The following is a 21,068-nucleotide window of genomic DNA, read 5'->3' as shown; positions in this document are numbered from 1 at the left end:
TAATAATGGGGCTGATAGTATGACCCTAGATTGCAGGGAGCAATAGAAAATAGCGGCGGTTTTGCCCTACCTGGAAATCTATATAGATCCTCGATGTCTCCGGGTAGGGCGAGGCGTCCCTGCCGAGCCGTCGTGACAAAGGGATCCCAAGTTCGACTGGGGGTATTCAGAATCCGGTATTAACAGAGTGACAGGCTAACTGACTGCAAGGCATGATTTTTCCTTCTCTCTTTCATCATGTGATTCAATCAGGACACCTTCTTGAGCGCTCGCCAAACAAACAGGCCCACTGCAGCCTCCGTCTCTCGCTCAAAACCTCAATGGATTACACCAAACAGCAGAATGTGCCAGTGGTTGCTGAGCACCGTAAAGGCCAGGACTTGCACCCCGGAGAACCCTTCCACCTGCCTCATGCCGGTCACCCTATTCCGATTCCCATTCCCACTTTCAGAGCCGGGACGGCTCTGCATAATGGGATTATTTCGTGAAGATGGTTCGTCGCCCGCGCCCGGGCAGACAGTAGATGTGCTGGTGTTTTAACCGCATTAAGCGGTAGGGCGGATCGCCGGGACGGACTGAGCGTCTCCCGAACAGCCGATCACCGAAGGCGGTTACATAGCCGGCCTTTTCGGCGGCAATTTCCCCGGGCTTACTCGCAATGGCCCAGGGGAAACACATATGACGGACGCTATCGGTCTTCAATTGGGTGTTCAGTTGCTGGCGGGCCATCGACAGATCATCGAAAATAGCGGCATCGCGCTGCGCCACGGTTTCCTGTCGCCCCGGGAACGATTCCGCCAATTTCCGCAAACAATTCTCCCAGTCAGGCCGCGTAAAGAAGTCCGCTCCACCGTTCTCACGAACCCTTTGCACACAAGCCGCAAAGGCCGCGGGGTTATCGTAGCGGAACGCATCTGAATAGCGTGAACGCTGGGTGTAGAGCGGAGCCCCCAGATCGGCAGGAGTAAGGTATCGCTCTCCGTCGCCCGTATCGGCCAGCGGATAGAGATGGGGATGCCGCAAGAAACCGGGCGTAACAAACCCTCCAATAACGGAGTCAGAGAAGATCATGGTATGGCCCAGAGTATGGGCTTGAATATCCACAACGCCCGATCCCTGCAAAACGCGAAGCTCATTCCAGGAGGTGAAGGGCGTTACAGAGGATTCAATATCAGCCTGAGCCCCTTCCGGGCTTTCTATGGTGGGCCGCAGGGAAGCCAGCTCCGGCATGCGCGCAGGACTGACATACGTAATGGCCTGAAGTCCATGCTTCCGCAAAAGCGGAACGGCCACTGTCCAGAAACTTGCCCATGCATCGTCGAAGCAAAGTGCCACGGATTTAGGCCCTGGATGAATCCCTTTACGGACATAGGCCGCAATCGCCTCCGAGGTCACCGTACGATACCCATTGTCGACCAGGTACACTAAATAAGGCTCCAGTCCGGCAACAGTCGCTTCATGGAAATGAAAGACCGGAAGCCACCGTCCGACCGATCCGCCAAACAGAAAAGGAGGGTAACACCCCGTAACGAGGTCTAAGCCCCCGCGCCACGGTGTGTTTCTTTCACTAAATGGAATATGTCCGGTCATAACATCAATTCATCCCAGTTCCTGAAAATAGCACCCCTCGTTGACACCATCAAGCCAACGATTTAGGGCAGTGATTGCCAGGCAGATGCCTTTACTGCTAAAGTGACTTCATGAAATCGCTTGAACACATTCACACGAAAACAGGGTTTATTTGCGACATGGATGGCGTGATCTATCATGGGAACCAACTTTTACCCGGAGTCACTGAATTTGTGAACTGGCTCCAATCTGAGCAAAAAAAGTTCCTGTTTCTCACCAATAGCAGCGAGCGCTCCCCTCGCGAGCTTTGTCATAAATTGAAACGGCTCGGACTATCCGTGGGCGAAGAGCATTTCTATACCAGCGCTCTCGCCACCGCCGCCTTTCTTGCCAGCCAACATCCCAACGGCAGCGTCTATGTCATCGGCGAAAGCGGATTAACCAACGCCTTGTATGACGCAGGCTTGACCAATAATGACATCAACCCGGACTATGTAGTCGTTGGGGAATCCCATGACTATACCTACGAACGTATTTGCCGGGCCGTCAAATTGGTGCTCAAGGGCGCCAAGCTCATCGGCACCAACCCGGACCTGACGGGCCCCGTTGAAGGAGGACTGGTTCCGGCCACTGGCGCCTTGATGGCGCCCATTGAACTCGCTACCGGAAGCAAGGCTTACTATGTGGGTAAGCCTAATCCGCTAATCATGCGTAACGCTCTCAAAAAGCTCGGATGCCGCCGGGAAGAATCGGTGATCATCGGAGATCGAATGGACACCGACATCATAGCCGGCGTCGAATCGGAAATTGAGACCATTCTGGTTTTGACGGGAGTGAGTACAGAGGCAGACTTGAAGCATTTCGCCTACCGCCCGACCCATGTGCTGAAAGACCTGCAGACACTATTATAAGCCTCCTGAATATTTCTCCATAATGGCTCCGGCAACCTGTTCTCCTGTCAGAATCGTCGTGTCTACTTGACAGGGGATGGATGCATACATTTTCTTGCGCTTCTCTAAAAGTTCCAAAATGCGCTTCATCCTGTCCTTCTCCTCCAATAAGGGCCGGTTGCGATCTTTCGCGGTACGCTTGAAAATGACCTCGGGTGTGGCGGTGAGGCATACCACCAGGCCCGACCGGCCATAATCCCGAATATTGTCAGGATTAAGCACCACGCCCCCACCACAGGCAATCACCAGACCACTCCGCTGCGAGAGTTCCTGCGACAAAGTTCGCTCCATCGAACGGAAATGCGGCTCCCCGTCCTCTGCGAAAATGCGCGCGATGGGTTTCCCTGCCCGCTCTTCGAGAAGCGTGTCCATGTCCAGAAACTGCAGCCCAAGCCGCCGGGCCAGGGCTCGCCCCACAGTACTCTTGCCTGTCCCCATGAAACCCATGAGAACAATGTTTGTTTTAGGGTTATTGGTTGTTGGTTGTTGGTTATCAGAGAGCAAGACAGAGGGACTGGCGACTGGGGCGGACCAGATCAGCCGGCCATCACAGAATGTTTTGATGGCGCGGCCGATCAGCGGCCATCCGTCAAATGGGGTATTGCGCGATTTGGAAGCAAAGTCTTGAGTATTAACCACCCATTCGTTTTCAAGATCTAAAAGCACCAAATCCGCAGGTTCGCCATGAGCTAAGGACGGAATACGCCGCCCGATAATACGCGCAGGCTCTGTTGTCCAGCGGGCCACCCAATCAAGCTCGGTCATCAACCCTTTCTTTACCAACAGTGTATAGGTAACGCCCACCGCAGTTTCGAGGCCGACCACCCCAAATGGTGCCGTCCGAAATCCTTTTGCCTTGGTTTCAACGGTATGAGGCGCGTGATCGGTGGCAAAGCACGAGAGAGTGCTATCGAGCAAACCTTCAATTAATGCAGCGCGATCGGCCTCACTGCGCACGGGAGGGTTCATTTTATAGCACTCCGGCTTCGCCGCCTCCACAGAGGCATCGGTCAGCGCCAGATGGTGAGGGGTCAGCTCACCGGATACCGGAAGTCCGTCCTTCCGGGCAGCCCGGATAAGGTCCACCGACCCCGCTGCGGAGACATGCTGAATATGCATAGCACATCCAGTCGTACGGGAAAGCCGGATGTCACGCTCGACGATCACGGTTTCGGCCTCGGAAGGAATTCCCTCCAACCCGAGGGCCCGAGAGTGGATCCCCTCGTGCATCACGCCCCGTCCGGCCAATTTCGGATCCAGTGCATGATCCATAACAGGGATTTTCAGCCTGGTAGCTTCCCGCATGGCCAACTCCATCACGTCATTATTTGATACGGTACAGCCATCATCGGTAAAAGCCACCGCCCCGGCTTTTCCCAAAGCCGCAAGATCGGCCACTTCATCACCAGCCCGCCGGAGAGTAATGCAGGGAGCAGGTAACACATGGATGAGATTCGCGGCAGCCGCCCGCTTTACCAGCGCCGCCACCTGTTCAGGTGTATCAAGCGCCGGATTGGTATTGGGCATCACGACGATGGCGGTGAAACCTCCCCGGGCCGCAGCCTGGCAGCCGGTGGCCACCGTTTCCGCAGCCTCGTGTCCGGGCTCACGCAGATGCACATGAAGATCGATGAAACCGGGCACCGCCACAAGCCCTTTTGCCTCAACCATTATCGTATCTGGAGGCAGGCTGGCGGGGACTGGAGCCATGACACCATTCCGGATAAACAGGTCGCGAACCTCCTCGGTTCGGGTCGCCGGATCGAGGATCCGGGCCCCCTTAATAAAGAAAAATGTACTCATAACTTCACGTATACAATACCTCTGGCTTGACAGAAAAGGTATAAATGGTACTTTGTGCGCCTTTTGCAGAGAGGGACAACAGATGAAGATGACATATCATCCATCCAAAAAGAAACGTATACGTAAATGCGGATTCCGGAAACGGATGAAAACGGCGGATGGCCGTAAAGTTTTGGCGCGCCGCCGCCAAAAGGGCCGCGTCAAGCTTTCCGTGTAAGCTTTTCGCTTAAAAGCAGCAATGAAGATGAACGCCGTCGTCCGTTGACGAAAAGGATTTTTCCTTTTTGTTTGGCGGGCGGCGCTTTGCCTGAGTGGGCAGAGCCGGCGTTCATTTCTTCTTTGCTGTTTGTGCGCATGAGCGCATGTCGCTTGGAAATGGCTGGTTATTTATGGTGCTACCAGCAGATATAGCTCAAGGCCCGGTTCCGCAGGAACCGGATCGGCGCTTGAGGCGGCATCAACGCTTGAGATCCAACGCGGATTTTCAGGAGACTTACGCTCAAGGGAAATCCTGGGCGGCACGCACCATGGTGTTATGGCTCCACAAAGCGCCCGATGCTTCGTTGCGTCTGGGCGTGGTCTCCAGCAGCCGCGCCGTTGGAAAAGCCGTGCAGCGCAACCGCGCACGCCGTCGATTACGCGAAGCCTGGCGCCTCAACCGGCATCGCTTCCATGGCAATGTGGATGTGGTGCTGGTGGCACGCCGGAATATCCTCACCGCGAAATGGGAAGACATTAACATCGACTTGATGTGGCTGGCAAAACGGGCGGGAATATTGACATGATCGGGAAGCTGTTTATTATCCTGATCCGCGTCTATCAGCATACGCTGGCTGCGGTGCTGGGGGGACAGTGCCGATTCCATCCTTCCTGCTCGGAATACGGAATCGAAGCAATCCGGACACATGGCGCGTGGCGCGGGTTTGGATTGGGACTTAAACGGGTATTAAAATGTCATCCATGGCATCCGGGCGGCTTAGATCCGGTACCAGGCTCTGACACTAGAGGTAAATCGATATGAAAAAGTTTTTAACTAAAGATACATTGATTTTGGTGGGGCTCTTTATATTGATGCTGGCTTGGGGGCCGGTTTATCAAAAGCTATTCCCCGCCCCGCCCACAAAATTAATCACTGCCCCTGTTTCAGGATCCACGCAGTCAGTTAATGGCGTGTCCACCCCTATAGCCGCCCCAGCCATAACTGGCAACGCTACCGAAGTCACGCCTTCAACCCCCCCCGCACTCGTCGAAGCGGAGATTCGACAGGGGATATCCACACCCCGCGAACCCGAAACGTTTGTTGAGCTGACAAACGGGTTGATCCGGATGACCCTCTCTTCCTACGGAGCTTGTGTCAAAAACGTCGAATTACCGGCCTTTGCGATCAGCAAAGACAACAAATCGCCAGTTATCCTGGATTTCGAAAAGACACCCGCCCTGACCTACCACGGGCTTACTGGTCTGGACGAAACCTGTGACTTTACAGTCACCGTGCTTTCCAATGGCTCAGCCGCACGCCTGGAGGCCACCACGCCCGCCGGAATGCGACTGACTCGATTCATCCAACTCGGGGCCCGTTATGAGGTCAAGGTGACGGATGAGTTTGCAAACGCCAGTCGCGAAGCGCTCAGCCTTCCCGCGCACAGCCTGTCCATGGGCGGTATGGGCATGTTACCCGGCGAAACCAAAATGACAGGTATGAATTTCCTGGGAATTGACACCCTTTACTCCACCCCGGGGGACAACGTTCGCCATTGGTCTAGCAAGGCCTGGTTTTCCGATGAGCTGACGCTGGTGGACTACTTTGAGGAAGCTCCACGTCGGGGCAAGGGTTGCGTGGGTCGTCCTGCCATGTCCAAAATGCTACCCCTCTCCATTCGTGAGCACATCACCAGCGATATGACCTGGGTGGCGGTGAAAAATAAATTCTTTGTTCAAATCCTCCACCCCAAAGAGGGCTCTATTGGCTGTGATCTGATTGTGGAACGTGAGAAAGGAAAATTTGAGACTCCCGACAATCCGAGCACTTGGGAAGGCGCGGCCATACCATGCCAGGTTTCATCCGCCGTGCATTTTGCGGGGAGGCCTCTCGCCGGCGGCGAAAGTTTTAACCGGGGATACAGTTATTATGTCGGACCCAAAGAGATCTCCTCGATTTCTCCTATGGGCCTGCACAAGAAGAATGTCATGGAGTTCGGCATGTTCCGCTGGTTCTGCGAAGTCCTGCTCTGGAGTCTGAATAAACTCTACTGGCTTATCCCGAACTATGGCGTGGCCATCATTCTCCTCACCCTGATTGTGCGAATTATCTTCTGGCCGCTTACTCACAAGGGAACAGAAAGCATGAAGCGGCTTCAGGAGCTCCAGCCGCAAATCAAGGAGTTGCAGGTAAAATATAAGGATAAGCCCCAAACGCTCCATGCTGAGACCATGGCCTTATACAAGACACACAAGGTCAACCCTCTGGGCGGCTGCCTGCCGATGCTGGTTCAAATCCCGGTATTTTTCGCATTGTTCAGCGTTCTCCGCAGTGCCGTCGAATTACGCTTTGCACATTTCCTTTGGGTTCAGGATCTCAGTACGGCAGAAAACCTGATGATCAGCGGGATTCCCTTCGCGATCAACCTACTGCCCTTACTGATGACGGTGACACAAATCTGGCAACAAAAATTGACCCCTGCCGCCGGCGACCCGATGCAGCAGAAAATGATGATGTGGATGATGCCCATCATGATGTTGATGTTCCTCTACTCCATGCCTTCGGGATTGGTTCTTTATTGGACCGCCAATCAGGTGATGATGATTATCCAGTTGATGTGGCAGCATCGGGCAAAAAAGACAGTAGGCAGTAAACAGTAGACAGCTGGCAGCGGGCAGTTGGAAATTCAGGAGAGTTCAATCACGATGAATGATGCATGTAACTGCAATGTTGCGATCGTTATAGCGGCGTTCGGGGTGCTGGCCTATCTGCTAGGGGCGATTCCGAATGGGTTCCTGATCGCAAAGGCCAGGGGAATTGATATTCGCAAGGTCGGAAGCGGAAACATTGGGGCCACCAATGTTTACCGGTCAGTAAGCAAATCCCTCGGAATCCTGACATTTGTTTTGGATGCCCTAAAGGGAGCTATCCCCGCCTTATGGTTTCCCTGGCAAGCTGCTCATTGCGCGCAGTCGCCGCTTCCTTCCTGGCTTCCGCTCCTGTTTGGCGGAATGGCGATCGCGGGTCACACTTGGCCGGTTTATCTTAAATTTAAAGGCGGCAAAGGGGTCGCCACCAGCGCGGGGGCACTGATCGGCATTGCCCCTGCCGCCACAGGAATCGGCGTCCTTTGCTGGCTCATCACGCTCGTAGCCTTCCGTTATATGTCATTGGCCTCCATTGTCGCCGCCTTGGCGGTGCCAGCGGCCGGTTGGGGGCTTTACCGGACGGAAGGGGTGGCACTCCCGTGCGCCTTAACCGCTCTTGGCGCATTGATTATCTGGCGACATAAGGGCAATATCCAGAGACTACTGAACGGAACTGAGAACCGTTTTGAGTTTAAGAAAAAGAAATCATGAGCAAAGAACAGATTGCCATTATCGGAGACGGGGGGTGGGGAACCGCTTTAGGTCTTTCGTTATTGCGAAGCGGCCATTCGGTTTGCATCTGGGGCCCATTCCCGGAATACATCGACCGCGTACGCACCAGCGGCGAGAATAAGGATTACCTGCCAGGCGTCCGTCTACCTGCGGATCTGAAATTGACCGCAGACCGCTCTCAAGCGGTTGACGGAGCTTCCGTGGTGGTGCTGGCCATGCCCACAAAATATTTCCGTACCGTGCTAACATCATTCACCGGACTCATCCCTTCCACCGCCCGTGTAATCAGCGTTGCCAAAGGCCTTGATGGGAAGGATAACCGAAGAATGACCGAAGTGGCCGAAGGCATTCTTCAGGCCGGCCCGGTAGCCGCATTGTCAGGCCCCAGCTTTGCCTCCGAAGTGGCCGCTGGCTCACCAACCGCCGTTGTCATTGCCAGTCGCGAACCGGCCTTGTCGGAATCCCTCCAGACTGTTTTCAATAGCCAGAAATTCAGGGTTTATACCTCTTCTGATGTCATCGGCGTGGAATTAGGTGGGACGCTGAAAAACGTCATTGCCGTCGGCGTCGGAGTTTGTGATGGGCTGGGGCTTGGTCATAACGCCCGCGCGGCACTTGTCACCCGCGGTCTGGCCGAAATCACCCGTATTGGCGTCGCCCTAGGAGCTCAGGCAAATACGTTTGCCGGACTCAGCGGAATGGGCGATCTGGTGCTAACCTGTACCAGCCGCCTGAGCCGTAATTACTCGGTCGGAGAGCGGATGGGCCGAGGCGAGAAGATTACCGATATTCTGTCTGGCATGAAACAAGTTGCCGAAGGCGTGGAAAACTCGTCCTCCGCCTGCTCGCTCGCTCAACGCCTTTCTGTCCCGGCCCCCATTGCCCGGGAAGTGCACGCCATGGTTCATGAAGGAAAAACCCCACAGGCGGCGGTCGAATCCCTGTTGGGCCGCGATCCAAAACCGGAGTGAGGATGAGGGAAGAGAGCGACTCTCTTCTTGCTTCCCCGCGTTTCTGGAGGATAATAGAGGCCATGACAAGCGGTTATACAGTTCGGCATCGCTGCCTATGGATCTGGGCGGCATCTTGCCTCTGTGCCGGGGCCGAGCCAACCTCTTCTCCAGTACCCCAGCCAAGCTTTGACCCCTATGTCGTCATTTTGGAGCGCAAGCCCTTTGGTACTGAATCCCTGCCACCCCCGGTTGATATTCTCAAGCTCTCCCCTGATAAATCCTTTACAGCGAAATACCGGATGGCCGCCGTAACCCGGGATTATAACGGGGTGCTCCGCGTTGGCCTGGTGGATTTAAAAACAAAACAGAGCATCATGCTGGGGGTGGGTGACAGCGTTGAGGGCGTCGAAGTTGTTGAAGCCGACTATGTCAAAGAACGGGCCCGGTTGCGGCGGGATCCCGAGGATTACTGGGTCTCCATGTCTGGCGGATCAAATTCCTTCGAAGTCGTAGGGACTGATCAACCGCCTCAATCCCCACAAGTCGTCCCCCCTTCCGCAACACCCCGGACAGTAGCGACTCGCGCCAAAGCAGGACGCTCATCTTATGCCGCCCGCCGTGAAGCCCGACTGCGCAAGGAATTGCAGCAGATCCAGGCGATTGAGGCTCTGCATGCCAAGGAATCCAAAACCGCTGATGCCACGTCCGTTGCTTCGGTGCGGGCTGGTCGCCAAAAAACTGACGCAACCGGTAAAGCAGCCCCCATTAGCGATACCGCCCAAGCGCTACTTCGCTTACTCAATAATGCAGATAATTCAGAATTGTCACCCGACGAAGTCAATTCGCTCCTCCAGGAATATCAGAAAGAATTGATTCGCTCGGGACAAACCCCACTCCCCATTCCGCTCACCCCCGAAACGGATGAGGAACTCGTCAATGAGGGCGTTCTCCCCGCAATGGAGCAATGAAATTTCAGCGGTATCCGTTATTGGTGAATGGTTATTGGGTTTCCGAATAACAAATAACCCATAACTTTCCTCCATCGATCTTGAGAGCTCACGATTTCCTAAATTCCTTCGGCACGGGAAAGTGAATATTCTCTTCGATGAGAACCTGCTCCCCAACGGTATTGAACCCCTTCTCTTTCATGTGCGAAATAACCTGCTGCACAAAATAGTCAGGCGTGGAGGCACCCGCCGTAATACCTAATTTGCTGACTTTCTCGAGAGGAATATCGTCCAACATTTTGATTGAACTTACCAGCGCGGCATAACACCCCTCCGCGCGAGAAACTTCAACCAACCGGTTCGAATTGGAGCTGTTCTCTGCACCCAGCACAATGATGGCATCAGCCTGCTTGGCAAAAAGCCGGACCGCCTGCTGCCTATTCCTAGTAGCGTAGCAAATATCGCTTTCCGGCGGCGTTTTCAACGCAGGGAATCGGTCACGCAAAATCGTCATGACCTGCGCCACTTCATCCAGACTCAAGGTAGTTTGAGTGAGCACCGCCACCTTTTCAGAATTGGGAACGGTTACGACCCTGGCTTCGTCTTCTGAGGCGATCACGACAACATGATCGGGAGCCTCTCCGGCGACCCCAATAATTTCATCATGACGATGATGACCAATCAGCAGGACGGTATATCCCTTGGCGGCATATTGCTTTACCTCATGGTGAACCTTGGACACAAAGGGACAGGTGGCATCCACCACGCGTAGATTCATAGCTTTAGCCACTACCCGTGTTTCGGGCGGAACCCCATGGGCGCTGAACAGAATCGTCGCCCCCTGAGGGACATCATGTATCTCCTGAACAAAAACCATACCCTTGGCGGTAAGGTCATCAATGATCTGGCGATTGTGAACAATCTGTTTCAAACAGTAGATTGGAGAGGGATACGTTCGCAGCATTCCCTCTGCCAGTTCAACGGCACGCTCCACCCCGGCACAAAACCCATGAGGAGTAATGAGAACAAGAACCTTTTCACCCGTTTTACCCCTTACACAATCTGTCATTAAGTTGCTCTCCCCTTGCCGATAGTCATTCAAAACAAATTAGTATACTATTCCCGATCAGAAATGAAGCTGGAAGCCATTGTGAATAAATTGATAATCAAGGGGAACAACCGACTGGTGCGCTGGCGCCGGATTAAGGTGTCACCTGAAGAAATCCTGCTGCTCTTGCCGCACTGTCTCCACAGACAATCATGTCCCCAAAATGTTGTTAACAGTCTTGATGAATGCAAGCGCTGCGGGGGCTGCAGTGTGGGCGCACTGACCGGCATCCGTGATGATTTCGGGGTGGTAGCCTGCCTGGTGGGCGGGGGCCGTCAGGCATTGGCGCATACCCGGCAACCGGGAATCAAGGCCGTGGTCGCGGTGGCCTGTGAGAAAGAACTGGTGCAGGGCATCTTTGCCGCCTTCCCCAAACCCGTGTTAGGGGTAGTGAATGTGACACCCGAAGGCCCCTGCAAAAACACTCTTGCTGATCCTAATGAAGTAATAAAGGCCATAGAAAGTCTGACAAGGACACGAACATGACATACAAAACATCTTATTTGAAGCGGCTCGCCACAGTGCTCCTCTTATCCTGTCCGGGAATGCTCTACGCCGCCCCCATTTCCAAATCTCAGGTTCCTGCCGACTCCAAATGGGTGATGCATCTGGACATGAACCAGTTTGCCTCATCGCAAACCTGCCGCATCCTTTCCGCTGGAAAAGGAGACTCACAGCGATTCAAAAACATGCTCAATCACTACCAAAATCTTTTGGGCGTTGACCCCTTAAAAGACATCGCCTCCCTGACACTTTTCGGAAATGAGGTCACAGGAAACCGGGGCGTCGCCTTGATCAGCGGTTCTCTCAATTCAAAACAAATTACCCAACAGTTCAGCACTTACCCGAAATACAGCACCAAAAAGAATGGGCGCCTAACGGTTCAAACCTGGGCGGACAAGACAAGTGGCAAGCCTCTCTGGGCCAGCTTTTATAATTCACGTCAACTGATCCTGGCTTCCGATGAATTCTCCCTGTTGAATTCCGCTTGGGTTCTGGATGGCGAAAAGCCGAATCTAGCCGCCAGCAAAACGACTTCCCTGCCTTTTCCTGCCGTTCAACCGGGAAGTTTCTTCACGGCTGTTACCAAAGGTTACTCGGGCACCACCCCAACCCAGGCCATGATCTTGCGAAATACGGAAAGTGCCAACATGCAGCTTTCCGAGAATTCCGGAATTGTGGACGGGGCCATCCTCCTGAATGCCGACTCACCTGAAACCGCCATCCAGATTCAACAGATCCTGAACGGACTGATGGTCTCCGCAGGCTTCGCTGACACCGATAGCCCCCTGGCAAAACTGGCAGAGCTCAGCAATATCACACGTAACGGCAATACGATGAGCCTCAAAATCCATTGTCCAGCGAGCGAAGCCGCCGGCCTTGTCTCCTCTTCTATGCTGTCAAAATGACAATAGAAGTAAGTTGTATTTCGAACTGACTCTCTACCAATTATTACTGCCAAATTTACTTGGCCGCCGAGGGCACTCCGCACTTCTTGAGTATCAGTTCCAGGGGGCAAAACCCCGTGAAAGAGGACTGGAACAGATTAAAGCCCACAAAGGCCGTGAAGCAGTACCAGCCGGGATGTACCCAGTATCCCAGCGCCAGGCTCCCCATCACAAATAAGCCAGCTACCATTCTCACAATTCGTTCTGTTGTCATGTTAATTCTCCTCCTGCCTTTTTCTCTCCCACCAGCCAGAAATAGACCAGTGGAATCACAATCAGCGTAAATACCGTTGACACAAATAATCCGAATATCAACGACCAGGCCAAGCCGCTGAAAATCGGATCTAATGTAATCGGCCAGGCACCCAGCAACGCCGCGGCAGCCGTCAGGGCTATGGGCCGGAATCGCACCGCGCCGGACTCCAGAATGGCATCCTTGACTGGGTCACCCCGTTCCACCGCCGTCTTGATAAAGTCCACCAGGATAATCCCATTACGCACCACAATACCCGCCAACGCAATCATCCCGATCATGGCTGTGGCAGTAAAGAACACCGGGTTATCAAAACCTCCCACCGGCTTATTTCCCAATGCATTCAACAGCCAGAAACCGGGCATGATCCCAATCATCGTTAAAGGAATGGATAGCATGATAATGCCCGGCAACACATAAGAGCCCGTCTGATAGGCCAGCAACACATAAATCCCGATCAGCGCCGCGGCAAAGGCAAGGCCGAGATCTCGGAACACATCCACCGTGATCTTCCATTCGCCTTCCCCAGCCCAATCGACCCTGATGCCCGCGGGCAGCGGATTCTTTTTAAACCATGACTCCAAAGCGAGCACCGCGTAAGCGGGACCCCGCCCGGCCATTTCTCCGGTTACAAACACTACCCGCTCCTGATTTTTGTGAAAAATGGTTTTGTCAGCTGTGCGCGTTTCAAAGGCTCCGAGTTCGCCCAATTGTACTCCTATTCCCCCGCGCCCCTTGATGGTCAGGGCCGCCAACCGCGATAGATCCGAACGTTTTTCACGCGGCAGTTTCAATACAATTGACAATTCATTCTGCTCGCTTGGCACATGCAGCATACCCACCGGCATTCCACTCAGAGCCATCTGTAAACTTTGCACAATATCCTCCGTGGCGATCCCATTCCGAGCCGCCTTGTCGCGGTCCACCCGGAAGAAGAATTTATCCTGGGTCGCCTCAACGGAATCATCCACATCCACAACACCGGGTTCTTTTCGCATCTGAACTCCCACCAGTTTGCCCGCCGCAATCAACTCATCATACGTCTGATTCGGTCGCCCATACACCTCGGCCACCAAGGTGGACAACACCGGCGGACCGGGCGGAAGTTCCACCAGCTTGAGATTAGCCCCCGTCCGGGTGGACAATGCCGCGATATCATTCCGGAGTCGCAATACCAGCGCATGACTATCCATCTCCCGCTTCTTGCGGGGAAGCAAACTGACGCGAATATCCGCCACATTGGCCCCCTGCCGCAGATAGTAGTGCCGTACCAACCCATTAAAATCCATGGGTGACGCCGCTCCGACGGTCGAGGTGAAATCCGTAACCTCAGTGACCGTACGAAGCAGATCCTCAACCTCCCTCACCACCGCATCGGTTCGCTCCAAGGTGGCCGACTCAGGCATATCCACCATGATCTGAAATTCATTCTTATTATCGAATGGCAGCATCTTCAGGGGCACCAGCCCCGTCAGCGCCAGTACGAGTGAGCCAGCAAATAGAAAAGCCGTGATTCCCACCAGCACCCACGTCTTCGAGCGGGACTGAACCAACGGCAGCATCACCTTCGAGTACAACCTGTAGGTCAGGGTCGCGCGCACATCCCCAGTGTCGTGCTCATGCCCTTCCACTTTCAGAATCTTGTTCGAAAGCCAGGGCGTAATGGCGACCGCCACAATCAGTGAGCTCAGCATGGCAAGTGGCACATTCAGAGCCATCGGCCGCATATAAGGCCCCATCATGCCGGTTATAAAAAACATCGGCAGAAACGCCACGATCACAGCCAGGGTTGCCAACACCACCGGCGGCATCACTTCATTCATGGCCATCGAGATGGCCTGAAGCCGTGGAAGTTTGCGCATAGCCAGATGCCGGTAAATATTCTCCACGCCAACAATCGGATCATCCACCAATAGCCCCAAGGCCAGGATCAGCGCAAACAGCGTCACGCGATTGATCGTATAACCGGCCATATAGTTAACCACCAGGGTCAGCGCATAGGTGATCGGCACAGCAATCACCACAATTAGCCCCACCCGCCAGTTCATCACCAACGTAATCAGCCCGATCACGGTGATGACAGCGATGACCAGGCTTTCAAGAAGATTGCTCACCTTCTCATTCGCCGTCTCCCCCGTATTTCGGGTTATGCGGAAATTGACTTCATCCGGAATAATTTCTCCCCGCATGGCTTCGAGCAGCTTCTCAACATCTGCCGCCACCCAAACCGCATTGCTCCCTTTTTTCTTGGCCACCGCAATCGTCACCGCCGGGTAACTTGAGAGCAGGTTGTTGGTTATTAGTTGTTGGTTGTTGAATGAGGAGGCCCCGGATTCCAAGGTTTGTGATCTGTGGTCTGCAGTCTGCGGTCTCTTTGCACCTGCGCCAAAGCCAATACGAGAGTAAGTTACTGCCTCTTCCGGGCCATCGGTAACCTGAGCCACATCACGCAGATAAACAGGGCGATCGGCATGCATTCCCACCATCAGGTTACGCACCTCGGCCGCACTGCTTAAAAAAGGCCCTGTCTCGACCAGCACTTCACGGTCAGCCTTCTGAAACGCGCCAGTCCCTGTCTGAACATTGGCCACTTTCAAGGCCCCGGCAATCTCCATAAGCGAGAGATGATAGGCGGCTAACCGCTCAGGATCCAAACTTACCTGAATTTGGCGTTTCTGTCCGCCATGGATCGTCACTCGCGCGCTATTTTCAATATGCTGCAAGCGACTGGCCGCTTCCTCAGCCACCCGATACAGTTCATGCTCATCGTAGCGCGCACTATACAGTGCCACATTGACAATCGGCACATCATCAATCTCCACCGGCTTGACAACCCAACCTGCAATTCCCGGTGTCGTCTTATCGATGTTCTGGAAGATTTTGTTATACAGCTTGATCAGGCTGGCCTCCCGATCCTGACCTACAAAAAACCGGACGGTAACAACCGCCATCCCTGGCCGCGACATGGAGTACACATATTCCACGCCATCAATCTGATAGAGCATTCTCTCCAGACGTGATGACACCAGACGCTCCACCTCTTCAGCGGTTCCCCCTGGATAGGAAACCATGACATCTGCCAGCGGTACGACAATCTGGGGATCTTCCTCACGAGGCGTAACGATCAGCGCTACCGCCCCGGCCACCAGACTGATAATCATGAGCAATACGGCAAGGTTACCCCTCAGGAAGTTGTCCACCACCCGACCCATAAATGAAAGTTTCTCGTCCATGGTTTAGCCCTCCTTAACCGGCTCAAGCAAAATGACCTCTCCATCAGCCAAGCCGGACAAAATCTCGACCTGCGCACCCTGCGTTCCACCGGACCGCACCACACGACGAATCGCCCGGCCCTCTATCACTACCTGGACGAGTTCCTGCTGTCCGACACGATACATCGCGGCAGACGGTATCCATACCGAATCATGTAACTCGTCCGCCACCTGAATCCGACCATAACTCCCCGGCAATATGGTTATCCCTTTTTGAGCCAAACGAACTTTCGCCATTTGGGTACGACTCTGGGGATCGACCTCACTCACAATGGCCTTCACGATCCCTTGAACAATAGGCTCCACTCCATCTAACCGCACGTCGACCACTTGATTAAGGGGGAATTTCTTCAATAATCGCCCGGGCACCGCCACATTGAGCTGCATTTGAAGGGGATTATATACCGTCAATAACACCTGCCCCGGCGCAACAAGATCCCCGGGCTCCATCCGGCGATCCGTCACCACTCCGTCAATGGGCGAAACAATAACGGTATAGCTGAGCATGACGCGAATCTGCTGAAGACGGGCTTGGGCGGTTTCGAAAGCAGACAATGCGGCAACGCGGGCTTGATCCGTTGTAGCACCCTTTTCAAACAATTTGTTAGCCCGGTTATATTCCGATTCCGCCTGCTTGAACTGCGCCTCCACCGCACCCATCTGCTCCCGGATATCACGGTCATCAAGGGTGGCCAAAATCTGGCCATTCGTCACTGCAGACCCCGCTGAAACCCGCATCGTCTCAATCGGTGCCGGAATCCGGGCACTCAAGCTGATCATCTGCTCCGAAACTGCTGTTCCAATCACCTCGACCAAGGAAGGACTCTTCACGTTTTTGACCGGCATAGTCTTTACGCCCGCCGGCACAGCTATTCCAGGCTGATATTCTTCCTTGCCTGGGCCAACTTTAGATTCCAATAAGCCGCCCGACCACACTACCAGCGCCACTAATCCAAGCAAACCCGCCACCGGTCGCCATGCCACCTTGATCACTTGAATGACTCGTTCGTTTGTCAGTTTGTTCATTTTTCGCCTCTCCCAATAACTTATAACTATTAACAAAGAACCTTATTTCCGCCCCATTGCCCGCTCAACATTCGCCCTGGCTATCAGACAGTCATATTGCGCCGCCACTTGTCGGGTCCGGGTGGATGTTAAACCGATCTGGGCGGTCAGCAGTTCGGTGATGACAGACCCTCCCTGCTGGTACCGCTCCTGTGTAATTCGCAACGCCTCCTCGGCACTGGTCAGACTTGTAGCGGCAACGTCAAGCCGCTCATGGGCTTCCTGTTCATTCAGTCGTGCCTGCGTCAGGTCCAGATCCAATGCCTGACGCAACTTTTCAGCTTCGGCCCGGACTTCTGCTGCTGCAGCCTTCGCACGCGCCACTCCCGCGCGATTCCGCTGCCCATCAAAAATGTTAAGTTCGACTGCCGCCCCTACGAGGTAGCTTTGCTCAAATCCACTCAGGGTCTCGCTGTCCCAGTCTACAGATCCAAACCCATTTACCACGGGCAGATATTCACGTTGGGCACGGGCAACCATCGCCTCCACCGCCCGGATCCTGGACTCCATGGCCCGCAATTCAGGCCTTGCTTCAACCCCACCACTCGAGTCATTGGTCGATGCAACGGGGACTTCGCGCCCTTTCAAACCTGCCACATCAGCTGGACCAACCAGAGTCTGTCCGATCGCGTTGTTTAATGCCGCCAAACCAAGTTTTAAGCCATTTTTCGCCCGGATCAACTCTTCACGCGCCTGCGATAGTTGTACCTGCAAATTCAGCACATCTGTCTTCATGGCACTACCAGCGTTATTTCTTGCCGTCGCTACCCGGAGATTTTCATTCAAAGTTTTTACGGCCTCCTCCTGTACATCAACAAAGGAGCGTATCTGCAAAACCCCGTAATATGCCCGGGTAATCTGATACACGAGGTTATTCTGGACCGACTCCAGCATATATTCCGAGGCCCTGGATCCCTGTTTGGCAGCCCGCCGATCCGCCTCACGGCGTCCGCTATCAAAAAGACGCCACTGTGCGACCACGCTCCCGCGGACATTTTCAGTGTCCTCAGGGTTGTTAAAATCTTTCTGGAGTGAAGCACGGCGCTGATTTAATGACATGAAGAATGCCTGCGGAGGATTATCGGTTCTTGTCCAATTACCTGATAATCCCACTTGCGGAAAATACGCCGAAGAAGCCTCATTGACAGCAGCCATAGCAGCCGAGACTCGGGCATTCGCCGACTGGACATCCGGACTGGCCGCTAACGCTGTTTGGATGCAACGCTCCAGCGTGATCTCGGGCACAAGTTCCGCGGCATTCTGCTTTGCAGCCGCACACACCAGTATACCGATCAACACAATTATTCGCTTCGCCTTCATCTCGGACGCCCTCCTCTGTTAAAATATAAATCAATATATGCTAATATCACGATAAGTCAATGCGTTGTTTTGATTTTATTTCTCCTGATTAACTTTGCATGAAAAACTCCTTCCTTCTCCCTTGAAGGGATGAGGGAAGGAGACATATCGTATTCCCTTTCACCTTGTGGGAAAGGATGCAGGGGAGGGGTATTAGCTTGCGTAAATGAGAAGCAATTACTCCTCTTTAGCCTTCTGCTCTTGAGCGGCCTGCTTTGCGGCTTGCTCCTGCATTGCTTTCATAAATGCGGCGGCAGCATTACCAGCCGCTTTACCGGCCTGCTCAGGGGTCATATCCTTGTCAGTTGATACACCCATTTCCTTCTGAAAATCAGCCATACTACGCTGAGCCTTACGCGCACCCGCCTGGGCACCAAGTGTCATCAACGCAAACACGGCCGCAATGATCCCGAACACCAGCCAAGCTTTCTTAGCCGGGATCTTATGAACTTCCACGCTGGCCATCACCAGCAGGTAAGTCATCCAGCCTAAGCCAACAAGACTTCCCACAACAGGAATCAGACTTGCCACCGCCGTAATCGGAGAGATTGCCGAGGCGTAAGCTCCACACCGATAAGCGGTTTCATAGGATTCATTGGATCCCATTAATTTCCAGATCACCCAGACAATGGCTGCGCCGACAAAACCAAAGATTGCCACCATAATGGGGACGATAATAATGGCGCCCAGTGCCATGAAGCCTGCCGCACCAGTGCCAAAATGCAACATACCCAATACCGCCTGGACAAGCCCCGTCACCACCCCTATAACAACCGCAAAAATCAAGGGATCCCCAAATCCACCCACTTTGGACATACCGCGATAAAACTCAGCAGGATTCATTATGACCTGCTTGGCTGTATCAATAATCCCCTGCATTGGTGATTTCTTCTGAGCGTCCATCCCTGTAACATTATCCATGTTTATCTCCTGTTTTGTTAAGATCATCTAAATGAATCGTAATGGTGCCATCTCTGGCGTAGTAGGGCAATAGGAAAGAGAGAGCGGACAGTAGGCAGTAGGCAGGAGGCAGTAGGCAGCGGGCAGTGAAGATTCTCTTTCTGTTCACTGTCAACTGCTCACTGCTCACTGACCTTCGGCTCCCCCACTCCGTTCAAAATGCCATAGCGGATGATTTCGGCAGTGTTACGGAGACCGGTTTTTTCCAGAATATGGCGACGATGGGTTGTGACGGTCTGATGGCTGACCTCAAGGGTTTCGGCTATTTCTGATAGTTTCAAACCCTTGACCAACCATTGCATGACCTCAAATTCACGGGGCGAAAGTCTCTCATCCAATGGCTCACACTCATTTCGCTGAAAATGTACCACCAATTGCTCAGCGAACGGCTCAGGCATATAGGGCTGCCCGGCATATACACGCCTGATCGCCAATTCGAACTCTTTTAATGAAGCCGTCCGCGCTACCACTCCCGAGGCCCCCGCCTGAATGCCCTTTAATAACCATCTAATTTCCTGAGACGACGCCATTAGCAAAACAGAAAGATCCGGGCAGGTCTCCTTTAGTCGCTTAAGCAACATAAACCCTGCCAATCCTGACAAGCCCGCATCCAGACACAGAACATTCGCCTGGCTCAATGCAATTTCCGCCATCATCTCTTCCCCTGTGCCAGACTGCCCTACTGCCACCAGGTCTGGCGTAATTGCAAAATGAGACGCCAAGCCTTGCCGAAACACTGGATAGCTGTCGGCAATGAACACCTTGATTTTACCGTTCCCTGAATTATCTTCCTTTTTTCTCATTATACCTCCTGCGCCGGCACAACGGCCGTACCTCCATTAGTCTTTCAAAAGGCTCTTTTGTATCCTAATTATGAACATTTAAGCAGGGGCATAAATACTTTTATTTTAGGGACATATGTCCCTGTTCGATTTCGAGAATTCATGATAATTAAATATTCACGGCGCACCTAATAACTGAACCTGGGGCCGCAAATTTTACAGGGAAAGTTATTATGATGACCCGCACTGCGGAGCATGTTAATACTGCGTTGCATGTTGGCTTGAGCCTTCTGCTTACAGGTGCCTTAGGTGTTCTCGTCCAGAAACGCCGTAACAGAGAACGAGCTTCCCTTGAAGATTCAAGGGCTCACGAGTTACAGTTGCGCCAAAAAGATCTTCTTATTCGCGAAGTTCATCATCGCGTGGCCAACCAAATGGGCCTCACGGCAGCATTGCTCCATTTGCAAGCCGCTCGCAGCATGCATCCTGATACTAAAGCTCATTTATTCGACAGCGAAAATCGAATACGGACGCTTTCAAAACTTCATGCACGCCTCCATCTGGCAGAACCCCACAACCGCACCCTGCTCTATCCGTTTCTTTCCGAACTGGCCAGCGACTTGATTTCCACCCTTCGCCCGGATCTCGTGTATTTTACGGAAATCTCCAACGATAGCCCCGTCACAAAATCATGTACGGCCATCACGTACGGATTGTTAGTACATGAACTCGTCACCAACTGCATCAAACATGCCTTCCCCAAAAATCGCCAGGGTACGATCCGCTTGTCACTCCATCGTCCCCACCCAGATCGCCTCCGAATCAGCATCCTTGATGATGGCGCCGGGCTCCCTGCCGGATTCACACTTCACGATCCCCCAACGACCGGTATGGCCATTATTTTCGCGCTGACAAAAGAACTCGCCGGAACCTTCTCGGCCATTCAACACCTCTCAGGCACTGAATTTATTGCAGAATTTCCCCTTTTAGAAATCAGCACTTCCCCATAAACGAGCCCCT

20 protein-coding genes are annotated in these 21,068 nt (G+C 53.4%); 11 read left to right on the top strand and 9 right to left on the bottom strand.

The window, feature by feature from the left end:
• Positions 1 to 477: 477 nt before the first annotated feature.
• Entirely contained in the window at positions 478 to 1,590 is a 1,113-nt protein-coding gene (locus tag WCI03_07630; GenBank protein ID MEI8139721.1) for a polysaccharide deacetylase family protein, read from the bottom strand.
• A 110-nt stretch (positions 1,591 to 1,700) separates the two neighbouring features.
• On the opposite strand from WCI03_07630, the gene WCI03_07625 reads away from it, so the two are divergent.
• Entirely contained in the window at positions 1,701 to 2,480 is a 780-nt protein-coding gene (locus tag WCI03_07625) for an HAD-IIA family hydrolase (protein MEI8139720.1), read from the top strand.
• On the opposite strand, the gene pyrC is transcribed toward WCI03_07625, so the two are convergent.
• A complete protein-coding gene (pyrC, locus tag WCI03_07620) occupies positions 2,475 to 4,322 on the bottom strand; it encodes a dihydroorotase (protein ID MEI8139719.1) in 1,848 nt (615 codons plus the stop codon). The genes WCI03_07625 and pyrC overlap by 6 nt on opposite strands.
• Positions 4,323 to 4,404: 82 nt before the next feature.
• On the opposite strand from pyrC, the gene rpmH reads away from it, so the two are divergent.
• The 7 genes from rpmH (at position 4,405) to WCI03_07585 (ending at position 9,822) form a co-directional block, all read left to right on the top strand.
• The gene (gene rpmH, locus WCI03_07615) at positions 4,405 to 4,539 is read left to right on the top strand and encodes a 50S ribosomal protein L34 (protein MEI8139718.1); all 135 of its coding nucleotides are present in this window, start codon (positions 4,405 to 4,407) and stop codon (positions 4,537 to 4,539) included.
• A gap of 172 nt (positions 4,540 to 4,711) precedes the next feature.
• Entirely contained in the window at positions 4,712 to 5,107 is a 396-nt protein-coding gene (gene rnpA, locus WCI03_07610; GenBank protein ID MEI8139717.1) for a ribonuclease P protein component, read from the top strand.
• On the top strand, positions 5,107 to 5,343 hold the full coding sequence (yidD, locus tag WCI03_07605; protein ID MEI8139716.1) for a membrane protein insertion efficiency factor YidD: 237 nt from the start codon (positions 5,107 to 5,109) through the stop codon (positions 5,341 to 5,343). The genes rnpA and yidD overlap by 1 nt, the downstream gene beginning before the upstream one ends.
• Positions 5,340 to 7,181, top strand: a complete 1,842-nt coding sequence (yidC, locus tag WCI03_07600) for a membrane protein insertase YidC (GenBank protein MEI8139715.1) — start codon at positions 5,340 to 5,342, stop codon at positions 7,179 to 7,181. The genes yidD and yidC overlap by 4 nt, the downstream gene beginning before the upstream one ends.
• 45 nt (positions 7,182 to 7,226) lie before the next feature.
• Positions 7,227 to 7,880: a glycerol-3-phosphate 1-O-acyltransferase PlsY gene (gene plsY, locus WCI03_07595; protein MEI8139714.1), complete on the top strand. Its 654-nt coding sequence runs from the start codon at positions 7,227 to 7,229 to the stop codon at positions 7,878 to 7,880.
• Entirely contained in the window at positions 7,877 to 8,872 is a 996-nt protein-coding gene (locus WCI03_07590) for an NAD(P)H-dependent glycerol-3-phosphate dehydrogenase (GenBank protein MEI8139713.1), read from the top strand. Before plsY ends, WCI03_07590 begins: the two co-directional genes overlap by 4 nt.
• A 62-nt stretch (positions 8,873 to 8,934) precedes the next feature.
• The gene (locus WCI03_07585; GenBank protein ID MEI8139712.1) at positions 8,935 to 9,822 is read left to right on the top strand and encodes a hypothetical protein; all 888 of its coding nucleotides are present in this window, start codon (positions 8,935 to 8,937) and stop codon (positions 9,820 to 9,822) included.
• Between the two features lie 88 nt (positions 9,823 to 9,910).
• Here WCI03_07585 and ispH read toward each other — a convergent pair whose 3' ends face one another.
• Positions 9,911 to 10,870, bottom strand: a complete 960-nt coding sequence (gene ispH / locus WCI03_07580) for a 4-hydroxy-3-methylbut-2-enyl diphosphate reductase (GenBank protein ID MEI8139711.1) — start codon at positions 10,868 to 10,870, stop codon at positions 9,911 to 9,913.
• Between the two features lie 63 nt (positions 10,871 to 10,933).
• Between ispH and WCI03_07575 the strand changes: the two genes are divergently transcribed.
• Both WCI03_07575 and WCI03_07570 read left to right on the top strand, forming a co-directional pair.
• On the top strand, positions 10,934 to 11,395 hold the full coding sequence (locus WCI03_07575; protein ID MEI8139710.1) for a DUF116 domain-containing protein: 462 nt from the start codon (positions 10,934 to 10,936) through the stop codon (positions 11,393 to 11,395).
• The gene (locus WCI03_07570) at positions 11,392 to 12,318 is read left to right on the top strand and encodes a hypothetical protein (GenBank protein ID MEI8139709.1); all 927 of its coding nucleotides are present in this window, start codon (positions 11,392 to 11,394) and stop codon (positions 12,316 to 12,318) included. Before WCI03_07575 ends, WCI03_07570 begins: the two co-directional genes overlap by 4 nt.
• Positions 12,319 to 12,373: 55 nt before the next feature.
• On the opposite strand, the gene WCI03_07565 is transcribed toward WCI03_07570, so the two are convergent.
• From WCI03_07565 to WCI03_07540, 6 genes are all read right to left on the bottom strand, one after another.
• The gene (locus tag WCI03_07565; protein ID MEI8139708.1) at positions 12,374 to 12,571 is read right to left on the bottom strand and encodes a DUF2892 domain-containing protein; all 198 of its coding nucleotides are present in this window, start codon (positions 12,569 to 12,571) and stop codon (positions 12,374 to 12,376) included.
• Entirely contained in the window at positions 12,568 to 15,843 is a 3,276-nt protein-coding gene (locus WCI03_07560) for an efflux RND transporter permease subunit (protein ID MEI8139707.1), read from the bottom strand. Before WCI03_07560 ends, WCI03_07565 begins: the two co-directional genes overlap by 4 nt.
• A gap of 3 nt (positions 15,844 to 15,846) precedes the next feature.
• The gene (locus WCI03_07555) at positions 15,847 to 16,908 is read right to left on the bottom strand and encodes an efflux RND transporter periplasmic adaptor subunit (protein MEI8139706.1); all 1,062 of its coding nucleotides are present in this window, start codon (positions 16,906 to 16,908) and stop codon (positions 15,847 to 15,849) included.
• A gap of 42 nt (positions 16,909 to 16,950) precedes the next feature.
• Positions 16,951 to 18,267, bottom strand: coding sequence for a TolC family protein (locus WCI03_07550; GenBank protein ID MEI8139705.1), 1,317 nt, complete (start codon positions 18,265 to 18,267; stop codon positions 16,951 to 16,953).
• A 216-nt stretch (positions 18,268 to 18,483) separates the two neighbouring features.
• Positions 18,484 to 19,227, bottom strand: a complete 744-nt coding sequence (locus WCI03_07545) for a YIP1 family protein (protein MEI8139704.1) — start codon at positions 19,225 to 19,227, stop codon at positions 18,484 to 18,486.
• A 158-nt stretch (positions 19,228 to 19,385) separates the two neighbouring features.
• Positions 19,386 to 20,069, bottom strand: coding sequence for a response regulator transcription factor (locus WCI03_07540; GenBank protein MEI8139703.1), 684 nt, complete (start codon positions 20,067 to 20,069; stop codon positions 19,386 to 19,388).
• Positions 20,070 to 20,281: 212 nt separating this feature from the next.
• Here WCI03_07540 and WCI03_07535 point away from each other — a divergent pair, with 212 nt between their 5' ends.
• The gene (locus WCI03_07535) at positions 20,282 to 21,058 is read left to right on the top strand and encodes a sensor histidine kinase (protein ID MEI8139702.1); all 777 of its coding nucleotides are present in this window, start codon (positions 20,282 to 20,284) and stop codon (positions 21,056 to 21,058) included.
• Positions 21,059 to 21,068 lie beyond the last annotated feature (10 nt).

This window comes from bacterium (assembly GCA_037143175.1).
Classification (GTDB): domain Bacteria; phylum Verrucomicrobiota; class Kiritimatiellia; order CAIKKV01; family CAITUY01; genus JAABPW01.
This window is presented reverse-complemented; position numbering and strand designations above follow the sequence as displayed.